The sequence below is a fragment of the Paenibacillus sp. FSL K6-0108 genome (assembly GCF_045040695.1).
GTDB lineage: Bacteria > Bacillota > Bacilli > Paenibacillales > Paenibacillaceae > Paenibacillus > Paenibacillus pabuli_B.
Map to the genome: position 1 here is coordinate 2107642 of NZ_CP150288.1, position 21247 is coordinate 2128888.

General features: G+C 46.3%; 15 protein-coding genes and 2 tRNA genes. 16 read left to right on the plus strand and 1 reads right to left on the minus strand.

Annotation, left to right across the window (positions count from 1 at the left end):
• The first annotated feature begins 474 nt into the window (after positions 1-474).
• The 4 genes from ilvB to MHB49_RS09835 all read left to right on the plus strand — a co-directional run bounded on the left by ilvB (position 475) and on the right by MHB49_RS09835 (position 5656).
• Positions 475-2226, plus strand: a complete 1752-nt coding sequence (ilvB, locus tag MHB49_RS09820; RefSeq protein WP_247901645.1) for a biosynthetic-type acetolactate synthase large subunit — start codon at positions 475-477, stop codon at positions 2224-2226.
• Complete coding sequence (gene ilvN / locus MHB49_RS09825) at positions 2223-2705, plus strand: acetolactate synthase small subunit (protein ID WP_076289931.1); 483 nt, start codon at positions 2223-2225, stop codon at positions 2703-2705. Before ilvB ends, ilvN begins: the two co-directional genes overlap by 4 nt.
• A 298-nt stretch (positions 2706-3003) precedes the next feature.
• Positions 3004-3996, plus strand: coding sequence for a ketol-acid reductoisomerase (gene ilvC, locus MHB49_RS09830; protein ID WP_024628318.1), 993 nt, complete (start codon positions 3004-3006; stop codon positions 3994-3996).
• Positions 3997-4114: 118 nt separating this feature from the next.
• Positions 4115-5656: a 2-isopropylmalate synthase gene (locus MHB49_RS09835; RefSeq protein ID WP_247901646.1), complete on the plus strand. Its 1542-nt coding sequence runs from the start codon at positions 4115-4117 to the stop codon at positions 5654-5656.
• Positions 5657-5888: 232 nt separating this feature from the next.
• Here the strand turns inward: MHB49_RS09835 and MHB49_RS09840 are convergent, their stop codons facing one another.
• Entirely contained in the window at positions 5889-6869 is a 981-nt protein-coding gene (locus MHB49_RS09840) for an aldo/keto reductase (protein WP_405155997.1), read from the minus strand.
• A 231-nt stretch (positions 6870-7100) separates the two neighbouring features.
• Here MHB49_RS09840 and leuB point away from each other — a divergent pair, with 231 nt between their 5' ends.
• The 12 genes from leuB to abc-f all read left to right on the plus strand — a co-directional run bounded on the left by leuB (position 7101) and on the right by abc-f (position 21095).
• Positions 7101-8186, plus strand: a complete 1086-nt coding sequence (gene leuB, locus MHB49_RS09845) for a 3-isopropylmalate dehydrogenase (protein ID WP_247901648.1) — start codon at positions 7101-7103, stop codon at positions 8184-8186.
• 273 nt (positions 8187-8459) lie between these two features.
• Positions 8460-8999, plus strand: a complete 540-nt coding sequence (locus MHB49_RS09850; protein WP_247901649.1) for a peroxiredoxin — start codon at positions 8460-8462, stop codon at positions 8997-8999.
• A 358-nt stretch (positions 9000-9357) separates the two neighbouring features.
• Positions 9358-9774, plus strand: a complete 417-nt coding sequence (locus tag MHB49_RS09855; protein WP_024628323.1) for a hypothetical protein — start codon at positions 9358-9360, stop codon at positions 9772-9774.
• Between the two features lie 441 nt (positions 9775-10215).
• Positions 10216-11319, plus strand: coding sequence for an ATP-binding protein (locus tag MHB49_RS09860; RefSeq protein WP_247901650.1), 1104 nt, complete (start codon positions 10216-10218; stop codon positions 11317-11319).
• A 127-nt stretch (positions 11320-11446) separates the two neighbouring features.
• Entirely contained in the window at positions 11447-12415 is a 969-nt protein-coding gene (locus MHB49_RS09865) for an AAA family ATPase (RefSeq protein WP_405155998.1), read from the plus strand.
• 3 nt (positions 12416-12418) lie between these two features.
• Complete coding sequence (locus MHB49_RS09870; RefSeq protein WP_247901652.1) at positions 12419-13534, plus strand: DUF58 domain-containing protein; 1116 nt, start codon at positions 12419-12421, stop codon at positions 13532-13534.
• Positions 13531-14847: a DUF4129 domain-containing protein gene (locus tag MHB49_RS09875; protein WP_405155999.1), complete on the plus strand. Its 1317-nt coding sequence runs from the start codon at positions 13531-13533 to the stop codon at positions 14845-14847. The genes MHB49_RS09870 and MHB49_RS09875 overlap by 4 nt, the downstream gene beginning before the upstream one ends.
• A gap of 83 nt (positions 14848-14930) precedes the next feature.
• Positions 14931-15887 (plus strand): aldolase catalytic domain-containing protein, encoded by a 957-nt coding sequence (locus MHB49_RS09880; RefSeq protein ID WP_053780435.1) that lies wholly within the window; start codon positions 14931-14933, stop codon positions 15885-15887.
• Between the two features lie 406 nt (positions 15888-16293).
• Positions 16294-18420 (plus strand): EAL domain-containing protein, encoded by a 2127-nt coding sequence (locus MHB49_RS09885; protein ID WP_247901654.1) that lies wholly within the window; start codon positions 16294-16296, stop codon positions 18418-18420.
• A 141-nt stretch (positions 18421-18561) separates the two neighbouring features.
• Positions 18562-18635 (plus strand) — tRNA-Pro (locus MHB49_RS09890).
• A gap of 11 nt (positions 18636-18646) precedes the next feature.
• Positions 18647-18717, plus strand: a tRNA-Gly gene (locus MHB49_RS09895).
• A gap of 485 nt (positions 18718-19202) precedes the next feature.
• Complete coding sequence (abc-f, locus tag MHB49_RS09900) at positions 19203-21095, plus strand: ribosomal protection-like ABC-F family protein (RefSeq protein WP_405156000.1); 1893 nt, start codon at positions 19203-19205, stop codon at positions 21093-21095.
• Positions 21096-21247: the final 152 nt, after the last annotated feature.

Sequence of the window (21247 nt, forward strand, 5' to 3'; positions counted from 1 at the left end):
GGGCATTCTGAATTTTTATACAAAAGGGGTATTGACTTATCGGTTGGAGGAATCATATAATGTTCCTAACATTTAACGAGAATATTTCATCGGCTATGAAGAGGACGAAGTTTTAAGGGCTCTTTTGCTCAGAGAGTGGCTGGAATTGCTGAAACCACCACCATTACCCCTTATATACGAGCTCACCTCGGAGCTGTTTTCCTGAAAAGCATTGGATGTCACTCCATTGGTTATTAGGGAAAATCGTATGTCTGCGTTACAGACAACAGGTATGGAGAACGGGTAATCCGTTTGATCTATCGTTTTTTGTACCTGGTAAGGTCCGTTATTGCGAAATTTCGGACAAAGTTGGGTGGTACCACGGAAGCAATAACCTTTCGTCCCTCGCAAGCATGAACTTGTTTGCAGGGATGGAAGGTTTTTTTTGTAACTTTAAATGTCAGAATGATGTAAATTCCGAGAGGAGGATGACTGATGGGAGCTCAAATTCCAGAAGTACGATCGACAGATGAATTACGTGAAAAATGGATGAAGCCGGAGGTCATTAGCGGTTCCGAAATTCTGCTGAGAAGCTTGTTGCTGGAAGGTGTAGAGTGCGTTTTTGGTTACCCGGGCGGTGCAGTGTTGTACATTTACGATGCGATGTATGGTTTCGAGGATTTCAAGCACGTGTTGACCCGTCACGAACAAGGCGCCATTCATGCAGCTGACGGATATGCTCGGGCGAGCGGAAAAGTGGGTGTCTGTATCGCTACCTCCGGACCTGGAGCAACGAACCTCGTTACGGGCATTGCAACAGCGTATATGGATTCCGTACCACTTGTAGTCATTACGGGAAATGTCATTTCCAGTCTGATCGGCTCAGATGCTTTCCAGGAAGCGGACATTACCGGAATCACAATGCCAATCACAAAACACAGTTACCTGGTAAAAGATGTTGAAGATCTGCCACGTGTCATTCATGAGGCATTCCATATTGCGAATACAGGTCGTAAAGGTCCCGTATTAATCGACATTCCGAAGGATGTATCGGCAAACAAAACGTTGTTTGAACCTAAGACTGAACCTGTTATATTGAGAGGGTACAACCCACGGACAGTACCGAACAAACTTCAGATTGATCGTCTGGCTCAGGCGATTCAGGAAGCAGAACGTCCGATGATTTTGGCAGGTGGCGGTGTAGTTTACTCTGGTGGACACGAAGCGCTGTTTGAATTTGTGGAGAAGACAGGCATTCCCATCACGACAACACTTCTCGGACTTGGAGCATTCCCGAGTGGTCACGAATTGTGGACCGGGATGCCGGGAATGCACGGAACATATACTTCCAATCAGGCTATTCAACAATCGGATTTGCTGATCAACATCGGAGCACGCTTCGATGACAGGGTAACAGGCAAGCTGGACGGATTCGCTCCACATGCCAAAATTGTGCACATTGATATTGATCCGGCTGAAATCGGCAAAAACATTGCCACGGACATTCCAATCGTTGGTGATGTGAAGACGGTTCTGGAAATAGCGAACAAAGAGGTTCAACGTGCTGAACGTGCAGATGCATGGAGAGACCAGATCAAACAATGGAAACAAGAAAAACCTTACAGCTACACCGATTCAGATGAAGTATTGAAACCGCAGTGGGTTGTGGAAATGCTGAATGATACAACTAAAGGCGAAGCCATCGTGACTACGGACGTTGGACAGCATCAAATGTGGGCAGCCCAATATTACAAATTCAACCAACCGCGTTCATGGGTAACCTCTGGTGGACTGGGAACGATGGGTTTTGGATTCCCTTCTGCAATTGGTGCTCAAATGGCAAACCCGGACAGACTTGTTATTTCGATAAACGGTGACGGCGGTATGCAGATGTGTTCTCAAGAACTCGCGATTTGTGCCATTAACAACATCCCGGTGAAAATTGTTATTATCAACAATCAGGTACTAGGAATGGTACGTCAGTGGCAAGAGATCATCTATGAGAACCGTTACAGCCATATCGATCTGGCAGGCAGCCCTGATTTTGTAAAACTTGCTGAAGCTTATGGCGTAAAAGGATTGCGTGCAACCAACAAGGAAGAAGCCGAGCGTGCTTGGCAAGAAGCCCTGGATACACCAGGACCGGTCGTTGTTGAGTTTGTAGTACGCAAGGAAGAAAATGTATATCCAATGGTTCCGCAAGGAGCGACAATCGATCAAATGCTGATGGGGGATGCTGAGGAATGATAAGACATACGATTTCGATATTGGTCAACGATCAGCCTGGCGTCCTGCAGCGGGTATCAGGGTTGTTCGGTCGACGGGGATTCAACATTGAGAGCATCACGGTAGGTCAATCCGAGGAACCGGGTTTGTCCCGGATGGTCATTGTAACGATCGGTGACGACAAAACGCTGGAACAGATTGAAAAGCAGCTCTACAAAATCATCGATGTTATTAAAGTGGTTGATTTCAGTCTGAAGCCGATGGTTGCCCGTGAACTTGCATTGATCAAGGTCAAGGCAGAACCATCCGAACGTCCAGAAATTCTGGGTGTGGTGGAGACATTCCGCGCATCCGTTGTAGATGTTGGTCCAGGCAGCCTGATTGTACAGGTGGTCGGTGATACGGATAAAATTGATGCAATGATTGAATTGCTTAAGCCATATGGCATTCGCGAACTGTCACGTACAGGCGTAACTGCATTGGTACGAGGCAACGTATAAGACAGTTATATTAAAAAAGCATGGTCTGATGCTTGTCAATGGAACGGCAAAGGTGTGTTAGCAGCATTGAGCTGAAATAAACCGATAATGTTAGATGAGGTGCCAGTCCCATACAAGTTGCAATTTAACATTTTAGTGATGTAACGCTTGACAATATAGCCACACACCCGCATTAATGAGTGGGTGTCTGAACGGATCGGATCAGACCAGAGACGCCAAAGCAGAAGAAGCGCCGGTCCCTTGAGACACCCGCTCATTAATGAAGGGTTCTTTACAATACAAAGGAGGACTTATAAACATGCCAGTAACTACTTATTATGAACAGGATGCAGAGCTTAGCGTATTGAAAGGAAAAACGATTGCGGTCATCGGTTACGGTAGTCAGGGCCATGCCCAAGCACAAAACCTGCGTGACAGTGGATTGAACGTAGTCATCGGACTTCGTGAAGGTAAATCTTTTGACACGGCAAAAAATGACGGATTTGAAGTTCTGTCCCCGGCTGAAGCAACTAGCCGTGCAGACGTAGTTCAAATCTTGCTGCCTGACGAAACACAAGCTTCTGTATACAAAAACGAAATCGAACCAAACCTGAAAAAAGGCGCAGCATTGCTCTTCTCCCACGGTTTCAACGTTCATTTCGGTCAAATCGTTGCTCCAAAAGACAGCGATGTATTGCTGGTAGCTCCTAAGTCCCCTGGTCACATGGTACGTCGTACCTACGTGGAAGGATTCGGTGTACCGGGCCTGATCGCAATTGAGCAAGATGCAACAGGAAAAGCAAAAGATATCGGTTTGGCTTATGCCAAAGGTATCGGTTGCACGCGTGCAGGGGTTATCGAAACTTCCTTCCGTGAAGAAACAGAAACAGACCTGTTCGGTGAGCAAGCTGTTCTGTGTGGCGGTGTAAGTGCCCTCGTAAAAGCTGGATTCGAAACGTTGACAGAAGCAGGTTATGCTCCTGAAATGGCATACTTCGAGTGTCTGCACGAATTGAAACTGATCGTTGACCTGATGTATGAAGGTGGACTTGCAAGCATGCGTGATTCCATCAGTAACACAGCGGAGTACGGTGACTATGTAACTGGACCTCGCGTCGTAACTGAAGATACGAAGAAAGCAATGAAAGAAGTCCTGACAGATATCCAACAAGGTAAATTTGCACGTGACTTCATTCTGGAGAACCAATCCGGCCGTGCGTTCCTGACAGCAACTCGTCGCAACGAAGCTGAACACCCAATCGAAGTGGTTGGCGGACAATTGCGTGAGATGATGCACTGGATCAAGAAGTAACGTTTTAACGTACTTTAGTAAACTTACAGCTTTAACCGGGAATAGCGGCCGTGCTTATGCGTGTGCCGCTATTACTGGTTTAGAGGAACATAAAATACAAGTCTAGGAGGTGCGAGGCGTGCGAAAAATCTATGTATTTGACACAACGCTGCGTGATGGAGAACAATCCCCGGGAGTCAATCTGAATACTCGTGAAAAGGTGGAAATTGCGCACCAGCTCGAGCGGCTTGGTATTGACCGGATGGAAGCCGGTTTCCCCGCGGCCTCTCCAGGCGATTTGGCGGCGGTTAATGCGGTAGCCAAAGCGGTCAAAAATGTTACAGTTATTGGCTTGTCCCGCTCAAGGGAGCAGGATATCGATGCGGTGAAAGAGGCGTTGAAGGGTGCTCAGGACCCGTGTATCCATATCTTTTTGGCAACTTCCCCTATTCATCGTCAGCACAAATTGCGCATGGACAGAGCCCAGGTTCTCGATACAGCTCGTTCCGCAATCCGTTATGCAAAGAAAACTTTTTCAAAGATCGAATTCTCGTTGGAGGATGCAGGTCGGACCGAGTATGATTTCCTCGTTGAGATGGTGAATATGGCTGTGGAAGAAGGCGCTGCCGTTGTAAATATTCCGGATACCGTTGGCTATCTGAGCCCATATGAATACGGAAATATTTTTAAACATCTCAAGGAAAACGTACACAACATTGATAAGGTGCAGCTGAGTGCACATTGTCATAATGACCTGGGAATGGCCACTGCCAATACACTCGCAGCCATTCTGAATGGAGCCGATCAAATTGAAGGCACCATTAACGGCATTGGTGAACGGGCAGGTAATACCGCGATTGAAGAGATTGCCATGGCACTGGAGACACGTCAGGAATTTTTCCAGGCGAAAACTTCGCTGCAACTTTCTGAAATTGCTCGGACCAGTCGTCTTGTGAGTCGTTTGACGGGTATGGTTGTACCTGGGAACAAAGCGATTGTTGGTGCGAATGCGTTTGCACACGAATCCGGAATTCATCAGGATGGTATGCTGAAAGAGAAAACAACCTACGAGATTATGACCCCAGAGACCATTGGTCTGAAGGAAAGCAAGCTCGTACTGGGTAAACACTCGGGTCGTCATGCCTTCCGTGAGCGCTTGATTGAGCTCGGTTATGAACTGGAAGAAGAAGCATTGAACCGTGCATTTGCCCAATTCAAAGATCTGGCTGATAAGAAAAAAGAAGTGACGGATGAGGATTTGCTGGCGGTCATTGAAGAGAAATTGCAGGATGCACCTGAGGTGTTTAAACTGGAATCCATCTTTGTGACGTATGGTGATGAATCCACTCCAACGGCTAAAGTTCGTATTGCTACACTTGATGGGGATACGGTGGAACAAAAAGCAGAAGGAAATGGATCGGTAGATGCCATCTATAATGCAATTGATCAAGTGAGTGGGGAAGAGGTAACGCTATCCGACTACTCGATCAAATCGGTTACGCACGGTAAGGATGCATTGGGTGAGGTACACGTTGTACTTACTCAAAACCAAATATCTGTACAAGGCCGAGGCGTAAGCACGGATATTTTGGGTGCCAGTGCTCGTGCTTATGTAGACGGTTTGAACAAGTTGGTTGAGAAACGCAAGACCTACACGGATCGTGTTAATGTGAACCTGTAACACATTATTTGCAGCAAGCAGAGCTCTTCATCGGACTGGAATTCGTCTGGTTGGAGAAGCCAAGATGGAGTTTCCAGACGTATGTATTTTAGCTCATTGAGGTACAAAAAAAGTCTGACCCTTCAAATTTATTTTGAGGGTCAGACTTTTTTTGTTGTTACGTATAGGATAATTACACTTTTATATAAAGCATTTTCATTCAAAAGATGTATTCAGTTCAGTTGATAAGCTCTTACCAAGCATACGCGTTCGGAGCATGTCCTCCTGGACCAGGGAAGATTTCATCCAAACGTTTGAGGACCGCTTCATCCAAAGTAACATCCAAACATTTGAGGGCAGTTTCGAACTGCTCCAGTGTACGCGGCCCAATGATGGGTGCGGTAACAGCCGGATTGGCGGCAACCCAGGCCAAAGCTATGGTATCCTGCGGTTCACCGAGTTCACGGCAAAGTGCTGCGAATTGTTCCAGCTGCGTTTGATGGGATTCAATCCGTTCAGCAATGCCGCCACTGCGTGTACCTTCGAGCTTCTGGAGTGCATTACGTCCGAGTAACCCACCATCAAGCGGACTCCAAGGAATAACACCAAGGCCCAGCTCTTTCGCTGCAGGCAATACTTCTAGTTCAGGCAAACGGCAGTTAAGACTGTATTTATGCTGCTCGGATACAAGACCGAGGAAATGGCGGTTTTTGGCTTCACTTTGAGCAACGGCAATTTGCCATCCAGCAAAGTTGCTTGAACCTACATAACCAATTTTGCCCTGATGAACAGCATTCTCGAACGCACCCCATAACTCGTCCCATGAAATGGCGGGATCAACATGATGCATCTGGTACAGTTCAACATGGTCTGTTTGCAGACGGCGGAGGGAACCCTCCAAATGGCGTCTGATTTTGTATGCGGAGAGACCTGCATCGTTGTTTGGACCGTCTGTTTCATCGTGCATGGAGCCATAAACTTTGGTCGCAAGAACGACTTTTTCACGTCTGCCGCCGCCCTGTTTAAACCAGCGTCCAATGATCTCCTCGGTGAGACCCGAATTTTCGCCCCAGCCATAAATGTTAGCGGTATCAAAAAAGTTCACACCGGCATCGAGCGCTGCATCCATAATACGGAATGCTTCTTTTTCGTCTGTAGCAGGACCAAAGTTCATGGTGCCGAGACAGATCCGGCTGACTTTGAGACCTGATTTTCCCAAGTACGTGTATTGCATGATTGCAATCCCTCCTGAGTTACCTGAATTTGTCTTCAGGCTTTATTTTAACTCAGCCAAGGGTGCAGAACAACTAATCCAAAACAGCTTATAGGTAAAAACTATTAAAGTCATAGATTGTATATCTTGGTCAAATGACCTCCGAATATGATACAAAAGAGAGAGTTAAAAATGACACGTTAATTATTGAAGCGAACAATCGAATGAATCGATATAAGGAGTGGACAACCCATGGCAGACGTGAAAAAAATTGCAGTTATCGCAGGTGACGGAATCGGTCCCGAAGTCGTAGCAGAAGCAGAGAAAGTTCTCAAACGTACGGAGGAAGTGTTCGGATACCGTTTTGAGACAGAGCATGCGCTGTTTGGTGGGATCGCCATTGATGAGAAAGGTACACCCCTTCCGGAAGAAACACTGACAGTATGTAAGAGTGCAGATGCTGTACTGCTCGGAGCCGTTGGTGGTCCAAAATGGGACAACAACAGCAAGGAATTGCGTCCGGAAACAGGCTTGCTTGGCATTCGCAAAGCACTCGGTCTGTTCTCAAACCTTCGTCCGGCAGTAGTATTTGATTGCTTGAAGGATGCTTCTACCTTGAAACCGGAAGTACTGGAAGGTACGGATCTGATGGTTGTGCGTGAGTTGACCGGCGGAATCTACTTTGGAGAGAAATTCAGACGGGAAAGTGCACAAGGCGAAGAGGCTGTGGATACATGTGCTTATAATGTAAGCGAAGTGGAGCGCATCGTTCGTCAGGCATTCGAAATTGCTCAAGGACGTCGTAAAAAGCTGGCTTCTGTAGACAAAGCCAACGTGTTGGAAACATCTCGTCTATGGCGCGAAGTTGTTAACCGGGTGGCACCGGATTATCCGGATGTTGAATTGGAGCATGTGCTTGTAGACAACTGTGCAATGCAGTTGCTGCGTCGTCCTTCCAGCTTTGACGTTATCGTGACAGAAAATATGTTCGGAGATATCCTTAGTGATGAAGCGGCGATGCTGACAGGTTCGATCGGCATGCTGGCATCTGCATCACTGGGTGAAGGCAGCTTTGGTCTGTATGAGCCGGTACACGGTTCAGCACCGGATATCGCTGGCCAAGGCTTGGCGAATCCAATTGCAACAATTCTTTCGCTGGCATTGATGTTCCGTACAACCTTTGGTTATGCAGAAGGCGCTGATGCAATTGAAGCAGCTGTATCTGATGTGCTGAATGCAGGACATCGTACAAGTGACATCGCTGTAGACAAGAGCAAAGCGATCAGCACGACAGAAATGGGCGACCTGATCGTCGCTGCAATTCAGAAACAGGCTTAATAATAGTAACAACCGAACAGTCCTTTGCTCCGATCCGGAATTGCAGAGGGCTGTTCCTTTATAATTTTTGCCACGAAAAATCCTTATTTATAATAATTATAAAAAAACAACGATTATAATCTTGACTTTGAGAAGTCCGGATGATAACATTTTACTTGTACTTGTTATCAAGTAACAAACCCATTTTAATTACAGGAAAAACGTTTACGTTTTTCTTGATGATGAGCATTCAAATCGAGTGCTTACATAATCCCAAAGGAGGAATTGTTAGTTATGGCAGAACGTTTGGTTGGTAGACCCGCACCGGATTTTGCAATGGAAACAGTATCGGGAGATGGACAAGACTTTGGTTCCGTAAAACTGTCCGATTATCGTGGCAAATGGCTCGTATTTTTCTTTTATCCTTTGGATTTCACTTTTGTGTGCCCAACTGAAATTACAGCTTTGAGTGATGCTGCTGACCAATTCAAAGCTTTGGATACTGAAGTTCTTGGCGTGAGCGTTGACTCCGTACACAGCCACAAAGCTTGGATCAACACACCTAAAGACAGCAATGGTCTTGGTCAATTGAACTTCCCACTTGCTTCCGACATCACGAAACAAGTTGCCAAAGATTATGGCGTTTTGATTGAAGAAGAAGGCGTTGCACTGCGCGGCTTGTTCATCATCGATCCAGAAGGCGAATTGAAATATCAAGTCGTTAACCACAATGATGTAGGCCGTAGCGTTGAAGAAACTCTTCGCGTACTGCAAGCTCTGCAATCCGGTGGATTGTGCGCAATGAACTGGAAACCAGGCGACAGCAATCTGTAAGCCTGATTGAACTTGAACGTTTATTGTTCAAGCCCTCATCCCTCATGGGATTGAGGGCTTTTTGCACCCTTTTGCCAGAGTATAAGCATTATAAGGATGGAAATTGTTTAAACAGGGACGTAAACGTGTTAATGAAGTAATAGAAGAAAGCCTTCATTTTATCTCTGGAAAGAGGAATCGAAGGGCTTCAAGGCGAATAGGGTATGGAAACCCGGTAAATATTCCGGTGCTCAGCATTTATAATTTGTACATGAATGTGATACACTGATGGAACTATTCCTTTTTCGGAAGTGCTGGAAGTGTACGGGGCTGTTGTCCAATAAAAAGTCTCGGCACGTTATAAGGAGGGTGAACAAAAATGAGTTACTGTTGTGGGGCAAGTATGGTGGGAACAAAGGGCACGCTGAAGCATTACCGCACCCAGGTTCATAATGTTCCCCTGCTGTTTTGTCCGGTGTGTCACCGGGTCGAGGTGCATTATAAAGTGGAGAATGAATATGAAATTTTGGCTGAATATGCGCATGGAGATGGTGCGTCGGAGATTGATTTCCAAGATTACGTGACGGAAGATGAAGATGCGATTTTTGAAAATTGCGTCAATCGTGAAAGCGAGGACGCCATGGTCATTGTGCAGCGTCAGATCGACATGTCTTTGGATCTGCTTCGGCTTGCCAAGGAAATGAAAGATGAGAAGTGGGAAAGCGAGCTCAAACGTCGGTTAGCTGTCATGAGTCAGCGCAGACTCAAAATTCAGCATAACAAGAGTGGATTATAGATTGAATTTAATTATTTAAATTTTAAACTATACGAACGAAGCTGATTCGCTAATCGAGCGAAAAAGCTTCGTTTTTCTTGTGTATAGAAACTAATTCACGGTTTTTCTTAAAATAATTTCCATTCGACACTTTCTCCGATTGACTCCCTTCTATAAACTTGTCTATGATAAAAACAGACTTGCAAAAGAGGCGGAGCAAAAATGTTCGTGTTTGCGAATAGGAGAAGGTTAGAATGGAACAGACGTATATTGTTTTCCGGATCGACTCATGGTTACCCGGAATAGACCAGCTGTGGTTCCGGACATGCCATCCATATTTTCGGCTCAGCCCCCTAATGAAAGGGCACCGGTAATGAAAAATAAATCGGCCCTTCCTGTTTCTGTGATGATATGATGTCCGAATGGCAAGTTTATCATTTACGTGAAAAGGAGGAACCTGACATGATTAGTGAATTTCAGGATACAGTGCCTCAACCAACGGACGGATTCCCGCCTGTACATCTGGATTACAACAAGTATGAGAATGTCCTGGAACATCTGGATAGCGGTATTATGTTGTTTGACAGTAATGGTGTATTGACGTTTATTAACGTTCAGATGGCAAAGTTGTTGGAGCTTCCTAGAAGTCTGTTGAGCGGCTGCACCCTGATGCAAATGCTGCATCATCCACAGATGAGCCGATTCAAGAAAAAGAAAATTTTACGCATTTACCGGGAAACCATTTTTCATCGTAAGCGCTATCATGAATTAATTGACGAGTATGGTAGGCATTGGCTGGTAACAGTAACGTATGGGGATCAGATGGATGGGGACTTCCTTTTCAGTGTGAAGGATGTTTCCGATTATAAACAGATTGAGCAGACCGCTTATCAAAATGACAAACTTGCGATGTTGGGTCGGATTTCGGCATCAATTGCCCATGAAATTCGCAATCCTTTAACTGCAATCCGCGGATTTATCCAGCTGCTCAGGCCCCATTTGCTGCAATTGGGGAAAGACGAGTATGCTCGAATTATTCTAACGGAAATTGACAGGGCGAACGACATTATCTACGAATTTCTGAATTCCTCGAAACCGTCAGCTCCTCAGAAGACCATTATGTCTGTTAACTCTTTGCTCAAAGAGGTGGTCTTGCTGACAGAAAGCGAAGGATTAATGAAGGGATGCGAAATCACCCTGGATGAAGCAGAAGTCCCGTTAAATGTGTCCATTGATGTCAAACAGATTAAGCAGGTTATTTTGAATATGGTTAAGAATGCGATGGATGCCATCGAGGATGTGGGCGAAGAGCATACTGGCTTGATTCAGATTTCCACGGGAACCGATAACAAATATGTGCAGATCTCCATTGCCGATAATGGACAGGGAATGGATCACAATACCCTTGTGCGCCTGTTTGACCCGTTTTTTACCACCAAGGAGAGCGGAACAGGGCTTGGACTTTCCGTGAGTTACCGTATTATCAAAAATCATGGAGGCAACATCTCTGTGGATAGCAAAAAAGGGGAGGGCACCCGGTTCATCATCATGCTTCCCTTGGTGTAATGGCAAGAGTTATGCAAACAGGAATTGGCCAACCCGCCGGTTCCTGTTGTTTTTTGTTGAGACGATTAGGGTTATAGTTAGAATGAATGCGAATACATAGCTCAACTTACGGGAGGAAGAACCAATTATGAATATCCAGGGAATGGAACAAATGAACAAACAGCTAATGGACCATGTAGGGAAGATCATTGTGGGCAAGGACCATACGATTGAGCTTGTGATGACAGCCATCATTGCTTCAGGGCATGTTCTGCTGGAGGATGTGCCGGGGACGGGAAAAACCATGTTGGCCAAATCAGTAGCCTCTTCACTGGATTGTACCTTCCAGCGTATTCAATTCACACCGGATCTGTTGCCATCCGATTTGACGGGTATTCATTTTTTTAACCAAAAGGAAGGGGACTTTGAATTCAGACCTGGCCCCCTGTTTGCCAACCTCGTGCTGGCAGATGAGATTAATCGGGCTACTCCGCGTACCCAGTCCAGTTTGCTGGAGTGTATGGAGGAGCGGCAGATTAGTATTGATGGTTCGACAAGACAGCTGGAGCGACCTTTTATCGTCATTGCCACACAAAACCCCGTAGATAACCAGGGAACTTTTCCGTTACCGGAGGCACAGATGGATCGTTTCATGATGAAGATCCGAATGGGCTATCCAAGCAGTGAAGAAAGTGTAGAAATTCTGAGACGTACGGTAGAGAGCCGTTCCGTTACCGATCTGTCCGCGATTATTAGCCGTGAACAGCTGCTTGAGGCACAGAGCACTTATACATCAGTCCAGATTGACGATGATTTGTTGCGATATATTATTCGTCTGACAGAAGCCACTCGACAACATCCAGAGCTGTCACTGGGCGTAAGTCCGCGAGGAGCTCAGGCGCTGCTCAAGGCAAGTCAGGCCTGGGCTGCATTACATGGCAGGGACTTCGTTCTTCCTGATGATATCAAAATATTGGCGGAGCCCGTGCTAGCCCATCGACTTGTATTCCGCAACCGGGTGAGGCAACAAGGGGGCTTGGCGGAACGTATTATTCAGGAACTATTGAGCCAGACTGAAGTGCCAACGGAGAATCTTGCTGCAGGCAGCGGGCGATAACATATGGCATTACTATGGCTTGTCATTGTTGGAGGCATTGTTATTGGAGTACACGGCATATGGTTCGGTCGTCCGGCTTTACGCAAACTGAAGTACACCAGACAGTTCAGCAAATTGCGTTGTTACGCCGGGGATGAGCTGGAGATGGTTGAGACAATTGCCAATGAAAAACGAATATCGGTTCCATGGCTCAGACTTGAAGCTATGATGCCAGTTTCATTTGTATTTCGTTCCGGCTCAGGCATGGATATTAGTCAGGGAGATATTTATCAGAATCATAAAAGCATCTTTACTTTGAAACCGTTTACCCGCATTACACGCAAGCATCCTTTTGTATGCAGCAGACGTGGGATATACACGTTAAACACTGTAACTATGACCGGAGGAGACTTGTTCGGCCTTTGGCGTACCTCGAAGCCAATTCCCGTTCATCTATCCATGATCGTATACCCTTCGCTTGTTCATGCGGAGGATCTGCCTGCGATCTATCAGGTATGGCAGGGGGAGGTTGAAGTATCCCGTTGGATTGTTGAAGATCCCTTTTTGATTCTTGGGGTGCGTCCGTATGGTGCAGGTGACCCGATGAACCGTATTCATTGGAAAGCGAGTGCACGCACGGGAGAATTACAGGTGTATAAGCAGGGATGGACTGCGGATCCTCAATCTTGGATTGTTGTCAACATTCAGGAGTCGGCAGACATGTGGAGTGTTGTTACCCGTCCGGAGATCATCGAACGAGCACTCCGTTATGCGGCAACTGCTGCGGTAGATGCCATTGGAAGGGGCTTACCCGCAGGGTTTGCTCATAATGGCTACCGTGTGAGTGGAGGGCGTGATCCATTGCGGATTGAGCCGGATTACGGCAGTCCTCATCTGGAAATGCTGCTGGAAGCTATGGCGGAGACGGAATTGAAATGTATGGTTCCGATGGAGCAGTTCTTGAATGATGAAGTAGAACGGAATGAAGAAGCCCAGCAGGTTCGCAGTTATCTCTTAATTACGTCCTATGTATCTCCAGCAATGGAGCATGAAATTGCGCGTTTGCATGAGCAAGGCCATCGTGTAACCATACTCCCGGTAGAGGGCGGGAAAAGCGATGCTAAGGCGGTGAGTGCATGAATGAGTCCAACAGCAGCAGTCCCAACGAAAGAGTGTTATTATCCATGACGAGTGTTCTGTTGATTGGTGTATATTTTTATCCGGTTCTAACGATGACTTCCCTATATACAACGGGACATTTGCCATACATATTAATGGCTATCTTTGTTATTGCCGGCTGGTCAGGTCAGTGGGTACAGCACAAATTACCAACCATCAGTGAAAAAAACACGTTTATTCGATGGGGTGCAGCGCTGCTTATGGGACTGCTGCTCTCCTTGGTCATCGCAATATTATGGGGACTTCCTTTACCAGATTTGCTGACGGCAGTGGTCTGGGGTGTAGTTTCAGCCTATATTGGGTTAAATTTTCAACCTGCCTTCCGTTCGATTTTGATTTGGCGCTTGCAGATTTGGGGTGTGGTCAGTGCGATTGTGCTCAGTGGGGCGGCCAATGGAATTGAATTCATGCAACCTCTTCGGTCTTACACTGGAACCATATATGCATCGGGAGTCATCAGTTTTGTTGGCTGGTTGGTAGGCCAGTACAGTGTGCAGCTGGATCGTGCGATATTAAATGATGGCTCAAGAAGGATCATGTTACGTGAGTTTGCACGGGCGAATCACCAGCGTTTGTTATGGATGCTGATTGTGATCGCTGGAATTGGTGCTTTTCCCAGTCTTGTTGCTTGGCTAGGACCACTTCGTGACCGTCTGCTTGCTTGGATCAGAGGTTTAATAGGCTCGAGTTCCAATCAGGAGCCACCTATTACGCCTACAGCTCCAAATGAGCCGCCAATGATACCTGAAGAGATGGAACCGGCAGGGGAGCCATCTGTTTTCTGGGACATCCTGGGTTGGGTAGTCATGGGGGCTGTCGCAGTTGTGATCCTGTGGCTTATCCTGCGTTTGGGGCAGAAGGCCATAAACAAGATCATGGAGCGCTTCAAAGGGCTCCTGCAGCCCGGTCAGAAGAAGGTAGAGCCCCGGACGGAGTATGTGGACATTAGCGAAACGTTAGAGGCACCTGCAAAAACACGCAAATCCTGGTTCCGGAAGAAGGAATCACTGCCCTCGCAGGAAGCTGAACGTGTTCGATACTATTATCGGAAGTGGATCGACAGAGCTGCACACCGGGGAGTGGACATACAAGGTGCACATACGCCACTGGAGGCTGCGGAGTCAATTGTTCAGCATGGAGCCAGAGAAGATGATCAGAAGCTCTCTGCAATGCTACCAGATACCTATAACGCTGTGCGCTATGGCAAGAAATCTCCAGACGATTCCGAGATGAGTGAGATTGATCGGATATGGAAATCTTATCGAAGTAAATAAGTCGGGAATCCCTTTACTTTTCTTGTTACGTTCAAGTATCATGAGAGGAATACACAAGATGGTCAGAAAAGGAGCAGACATTAATGAAGACAAATCATTGCAAAATAGTAGATTGTACAATTCGTGATGGCGGATTGGTAAATAACTGGGACTTTAGCGTGGACTTTGTTCAACAGCTCTATGCTGGATTGAATGAAGCTGGCGTTGATTATATGGAAATTGGATACAAAAATTCACCTAAGCTCTTGAAAGGTGCAGAAGAAGCAGGACCGTGGCGTTTTCTGAATGATGATTTCCTCCGCAAAGTGATTCCGCAAAAAGGAAATACCAAATTGTCTGCACTGGTTGACGTTGGACGTGTGGACGAGAATGACATTTTGCCACGCAGCGAAAGCATGCTGGATCTGATCCGTGTAGCTTGCTACAGCAAGGATGTAGACAAGGCACTTGCTCTGGTTCAAACGTTCCATGATCGTGGATATGAAACGACACTGAACATTATGGCATTGTCTAATGTTATGGAAAATGAACTGCTGGAAGCATTTGAACTGATCAAGGAAAGTGCTGTGGATGTTGTATACATAGTAGACTCCTATGGCAGCCTGGATCATAACGATGTGAAATATCTGGTGGAGAAGTTCAAAACTCATCTGCCGAACAAACGCCTTGGCGTTCACACACACAATAACATGCAGCTGGCGTTCTCAAACACGTTGGTAGCGGCTGAGCTTGGAGTTGAACTGCTGGATGCTTCCGTATACGGTATGGGACGTGCTGCAGGGAATTGTCCGACTGAACTGCTTGTAGCTCATTTGAAAGGCACGAAATACAATCTGCGTCCTGTACTTGGTGTATTGGAGCAATTGATGGTTCCTCTCCGTGAAAAAGAAGAATGGGGTTACATTTTGCCTTATATGATTACAGGTACATTGGACGAGCATCCTCGCTCGGCGATGGCACTGCGTTCGTCAGAAGACAAAGATAAGGTTGTTGATTTTTATGATAAACTGACAACACCAGAAGTGAATTTTGACAAATAAGTTTGCGGCATGCTTCTCGAATTGATTTCAAGTCAAAAAGAGCTGGATGCAATTCATCTAAAACTTTAGCGCATTAGCGTTTTAAGTCGAAAGATGTAAATGGGGCGAAAAATAGTCTTAAATACAGTTGCAAATTTAAAAAAACATGGACTCCTATGGGGGGTTCATGTTTTTTTTAGTTCTTATTGCCTTGTTTTTCTACATATCTATGAATAAATATTCCTAGGAGCGTTTATTTTTTTGTTCACGTCTGCGGAAATAAATGTTATTATGTACCAGATAGCATGTTTTCACATGTGAATTGAACGTTGGTAGATATAAAATGTCGAATATTGTAACAATGTAGATTTATATATATCGTTAAGTTTATTTCAGGATAGGTTACCCCGGGAAGGACAAACACGGCATGAAGGCTAATCAGCAAGATCAGAGAAAAATAGGTTGGGTCGCGGTTGGCGGCTTATTGTGTTTCCTCGCAAGTCAATGGTTTCGTTCTTCTGCAAGCTCTGATCTGATCATATCGGGTTACCCGGTTTTGACACTCTTGGGTGGCTTCGCCGCGGCAGCGGCCTGTATCGGCATTTATAATCAAAGCTGGTTATTTCAGACTCAAAGACTGACCCTCCGAAGGGTTCTTATGACTACGCTGTTTTTACTGATTGGTTTGTTTGAATTGGTTCACATCGTTTCTTTTGCCGAAGAAATGCCCAATGGCGCGATGGCAGAGTCGGAGTTCTCGCTGAAGATGATGTCGCTTGGATCTATTGTTTGTGCGGCAGGGTTGCTGTATATATATGCAGTCAGAGAGAGGGAAATTGCGTTACCACGCAAATTTTTACTCTTCAGCGGAACACTGGGTATTTTTGTTGTTTTGTATACGGTGGCCATTCAGGAATGGGCTATATTGCCAAACTTGCTGGAGGGCAATGTGATTGGCGGCATGTTTACCCGAATTCACTTTCTGATTGGAATCCTGTATGGGGTGACTGCGGTCATGTTGTTCCTTCAATGGAAAAAAGGCAAAGACGCTGATCTGCCTACCATCCTTTGTGCAATTCTTTGTTTTTTCTTTGGAGAATGTTACTTTGTCTCTGCTACGAAGATGAATGATCTTAATCTGTTGTTAGGTCTGTTAAGTGATTGTTTGGGCTATTTCTTCATCCAGAAGGGACTGTATTCGTCTGTAGTGGATACGCCTTTTCTCAAGCAGCAGGTGGCTGAAGCGAAAATGAATTTTATTGCTCACCATGATGATGTGACTGGGCTGCCGAATCGCCGTCGTCTTTCTCAGCGGCTGAAAGTGATGATGAATGCAGCTATGGTAGAAGAGCAGCTTGTCGGAGTCTTGGTATTAAATATTAACCGGTTCAAAACGATTAACGATTCATTGGGACAGCAAGCGGCTAACCGTGTACTTCGTCAGGTTGGACAGCGTTTGAAGCATTCTTCACTTCCGGGAGAGGAAGTTTTCGGACTGGGGAGAGATGAATTCGTAGTGACAATGACAGATTTCTGCACAACAGATACGGCGTTGCGGCGGACAAGATCAATCTTGCAATTGTTCGAAAAGCCTGTAACGGTAGACGGGAATGAGTACCATCTCACGCTGGGTATTGGTATGGCGATATTCCCGCATGACGGAGACTCACCGGAAGAGATCATCCAGAATGCGGATACAGCGCTGCATAATGCCAAAGAACAGGGATTGGAGCTAAACCGATATGCACATGCGATGCAGATGAAAGCCCAAGAACGTTTGCAGCTTGAAAATGATTTGCGCAAAGCGCTGGATCGTAAGCAATTCTATCTTGTGTATCAGCCGCAGGTTAATCTGGCGAGTGGTTTGATTGTGGGAATGGAGGCTTTGGTTCGTTGGCAGCATCCGCTGAGAGGATCAGTATCCCCTGCGGAATTTATTCCTCTTGCTGAGGAGAGCGGGCTGATCGTGCCGCTTGGAGAGTGGGTACTGCGTGAGGCCTGTGCACAGAATAAAAGGTGGCAAGAAGCAGGTTATCGCAAACTGTGTGTATCCGTTAACCTTTCCATGAGACAATTCAGGCACTCCCATCTGCTGGATAACATCAGCGGCATACTCAAGGAGACAGGTTTGGAACCTGTATGGCTTGAACTTGAAATTACGGAGAGCATGACGTTTGACAAGGATCGGGCGTTTGAGCAGCTGCGCAAAATTAAGGAAATTGGTGTGCACATCAGTATTGATGATTTTGGCACGGGGTACAGTTCACTGCATTATTTGAAAGATCTGCCCATTGACCGCCTCAAGATCGACCGTTCCTTTGTCAATGAAGTGATGGAGGACAGCAATAACGCGGCGATTGTGTCAACCATTACGTCGATGGCTCATCACCTGCAGTTGAAAGTGACGGCTGAAGGTGTTGAAAATGAGGAGCAGCTTTCGTTCCTTCGTGATCAACATTGTCATGAGGCCCAAGGGTACTTTTTCAGCAAACCGATTGTGGCAGCCGATTTTGAAACAAAGTTTTTGAGAGATGTAGATAAACCCACAGGGTAGGGATAGACGGAGGCGTAGAACACGCTTCTGTCTTTTTATTATGAAAGATTAGGGGCAAGATGTTAAAAAGAAGTTGCAAGCGTTGGATGAGCATGGTATATTAGTTTTGTAAAATTCGTGTTAATGTTCTTCGGAACTTGACGGGACGTAGCTCAGCTTGGTAGAGCACCTGGTTTGGGACCAGGGGGTCGCATGTTCAAATCGTGTCGTCCCGATCGTCAATCGCGCGGGTGTAGTTCAATGGTAGAACTTTAGCCTTCCAAGCTAATAGCGTGGGTTCGATTCCCATCACCCGCTTAACTAATGCAACATCTGAAACCCTTGTGAAAACAAGGGTTTTTCTTTTTTTGAAAGTTAGTTTATTTTACTTCATGTTTGAATGGAGAAGTTGATTTTGAGTTATCCGAATTGAAAACCTTTGCTTTTTCCCCATCATCTGGTACAATAACGGAGAAATCGATACTACACATGAATGAGAGGTAACCATACGTCCCATGAAGTAAAACACATGAATTAAACCCCAGTAACTGCAGAGAGTTTATACGCAGTCAGCCAAAAAGCGGCTGAGCAATGAGGGGATTCGTGTGTCCAAATTCAGCAATGGGATCAGGTATGGAAACAGGCAGTCTGTTCTGGCTTGTTTGTATCCTTTTAGGGTTCTTTGTTCATACCGTGGGGTATCTTATGCTTGTTTTTTGACGCTTTATCCAATCCTGAATTGCCAGACCGCCGGCTGATGCCAGCGGTTTTTTTATATTGAAATGCAGGAAGGATGAGGCCTCATGATGACAATGGTACGCTTACATGAAGTATCGAAAGAGTGGAACGGGAATGAGTTGTTCGCAGGATTGAATCTGGAAATAAATGAAGGGGAGCGGCTTGCTATTCTGGGGCGCAACGGCTGTGGCAAGACCACCTTATTGCGCATCATTCTGGGAGAAGAAGAAGGTGGTGGACGCATCGAACGCCACATTCCGCAGCAGGAGTGGGGGTTTATGCGCCAGCGCTCCTTGATCGACCCTGAGAAGAGTGTACTTGATGCCGTCCGGCAGGAAAGTGGACGGATCTACGAGGTGAAGCGTGATCTGGAAGAACTGGAAGAGCGGATGAGCAGCAGTGAAGCGTCAGACGGGCAGCGGCTGCTCGAAGCTTACACAATAGCGATGGAACAATATGAACAATTGAACGGGTATATGTGGGAAACTGAGGTAGAAAAGGTGCTGACACGTCTTGGATTATCGTCGGAACATTGGAGCAGGCCGTATCATTCCTTGAGTGGTGGGCAAAAAACGAAGGCCCGTCTTGCAGGACTGCTAGTCAGTAGACCGAAATTCCTGATTCTGGATGAACCGACAAATCATCTGGATGAAGAGAGTATGCGCTGGCTTGAAGAATGGCTTTCCACCTATGAAGGTACTTTGTTGTTCGTCTCTCATGACCGGACCTTTATTGATCAGGTCGCTACGGGTGTCATCGAGTTTAGCCCCGATGCGCTGACCAAATATAAGGGAGGTTACACGGACTACAAAGGCCATAAGGAGCGCGAATTGCGTGAGCAGGAAGCAACCTACCGCAAGCAGGAGTTGGAACGCAAAGCGCTGGAAGAGACGATCCGCAATTATCAGCAGTGGTTTCATCAGGCTCACAATTCAGCGACCGATGTAGAGGTCAAAATCACCCAGAGCTTTTATAAAGCCAAGGCCAACAAGAACATTTCCCGTTACCATGCCAAGCAAAAACAACTGGAGCGTTTGGAGAAGGAACGCGTGGATAAACCCCGCGAAGCTGCAAAATTGAACATGGAGCTGCAAGTGAACACGCTGGCTGCCCGCCAGCTCCTTGTACTGGAAGATGTTAGCTTTGGCTATCCGGGAAGCCGAACATTACTTCACAACCTTCGGATTGCAGTGGAACGTGGAGATCGTCTTGCCGTACGTGGACCGAATGGCACAGGCAAGACGACACTGCTCAAACTGATGATTGGAGAGCTGGAACCATCCCAGGGCAAAGTTACACGTCATCCACAACTGAAGATCGGTTATTTTTCGCAAGAGCTTGAAGGGTTACCGGAAAGTGAGACGCTTCTGGATAGTCTGCTCACTCTTCCATCGATGACACAGAGTGCTGCACGTACCATTTTGGGTTGTTTTTTATTCTCTCGGGATGATGTGTTCAAGCGTATAGGGGATTTGAGTATGGGAGAGAAGTGCAGAGTTGCGTTCCTGCGGTTATATTTCGGGGGAGCCAACGTGCTGGTACTGGATGAACCGACCAATTATCTGGATATTGACACACAGGAAGTGATGGAGAATATATTGAAGCAGGCATCCGGAGCACTGGTGCTCGTCTCTCATGACCGCATGCTGACGAAAGTGCTCGCCAGCCGCTTGCTTGATCTGGGACCTGATGGAAAGGCTACACTGTATGAAGGTGGAGTGGACGATTGGGAGCAATCCATTAAACTGCGAGAGTCCGCCCTTGAGGTTCGGGAGTCAGATGATGAACGGCTGCGGCTTGAGATGCGTTTGTCCGAATTGTTGTCTCCGATGAACAGTGCGGGCAATAATGTGTTGACGAAGCCTGATGACGTAATTGAAAGGGTTGCTGAAGTTGCGGAGGTCCGCAAAATTCAGCGTCGTTTGAAACAGTTGCACGAGCTGCGAAAACAGAAGTAATTGATTGACGAAGCAAAATCAAACACAGTTTTATGCATACCGTTCTGTCATGCGGCTTTACGGCTTGCTATTTCGAGCGATTTTGCATATAATAATGGACGATCATCAGTATATTTGAAGGTTTTCTGACATGCAAACGTGATGATGGAGAC